Annotated in this window: 1 protein-coding gene and 1 pseudogene; one reads left to right on the top strand and one right to left on the bottom strand. The window is 42.8% G+C overall.

The genetic code is table 11. The features are described 5' to 3' along the window. Positions 1-264, top strand: a pseudogene (locus AC3AX0_RS09205) (hypothetical protein); the annotation flags it as partial. A gap of 36 nt (positions 265-300) precedes the next feature. Here the strand turns inward: AC3AX0_RS09205 and AC3AX0_RS09200 are convergent. Then, on the bottom strand, positions 301-1027 hold a 727-nt coding region (locus AC3AX0_RS09200), incomplete at its 5' end, for a methylenetetrahydrofolate reductase (RefSeq protein WP_487550001.1).

Below are 1027 nucleotides of genomic sequence, written 5' to 3'. Positions count from 1 at the left end.
ATAACAAACTGCTATGCAAAAGGACTTGTAACGGGTAATATGAATGTTGGTGGTTTGGTTGGAGCTAAAGATGACACGGCAGTTGCAGTCAGCAGCTACTGGGATACAGAAACTACTGGTCAAATGGCATCTCCTGTGGGAGATGGATTTACGACTGAAGATATGTTTAAGGAATCAACTTATGATTCATGGGATTTCGTAGAAACATGGATGATGGAAGAGGATGTTTCATATCCATCGCTCATGTGGCAGATGGATAAATAAAACAGTAAAAAGAAATAGTAATAAAAAGGATGGAGCCTAGCCCATCCTTTTTATTATTTCAACAATCATCGAAACCCTGTTAAATGGAGTCATGAAGTAGATTCCATCAACGTGGGGTTTTAATTTTTTCGCAAGCTCCACAGCCATTTCGATTCCTGTCTCTTCTGCTTCCTGACGTGTCATGTCAGGTTTGAAACGGTTAATATACTCATCAGGCACATGTACGCCTGGTAGTTCGTTGTTGAGAAACTGTGCGTTTCTGTAGCTTACAATTGGAAGTATTCCACCCAGGATTTTAACATTCCTGTCCTTCAGAGACTTTAGGTAGTCTATTGTTTCATCTTCGTAGATTGGCTGGGTAAGGAAAAATGTTGCGCCGTTTTCTGCCTTCTTCACCATCCTTGAAACTTCATTCTCCTTGTTGGCCAGATTCAGGTTTAGTGCGCCGCCTATACTCAATGGATCTTCGTTTAAGACCTCGATGTTCATCTGTGAAATGAGGGACATGAACTTATATGAGTTCAGATTGAATACACCTTTGACGGAAGCCAGTGTATCGGCACTGACAGGGTCTCCTGTAACTGCCAGGATGTTACGGATTCCTTCTACATGGGCGGCCAGAAGTCCGGATCTAAGTGCAATTACATTTTTGTCCCTGCAGCAGATATGGGGCATGGAGTCGATGCCTATCTCACGCTTGATTTTGCAGGCGATAGCGATGGAATCCACTCGTACTTTGGACATAGGTGAGTCAGCTATGGTT

The sequence above is a fragment of the Dethiosulfatibacter sp. genome (assembly GCF_983023055.1).
Note: the sequence above shows the minus strand (reverse complement) of the source record. Positions and strands in the feature narration are given on the sequence as shown.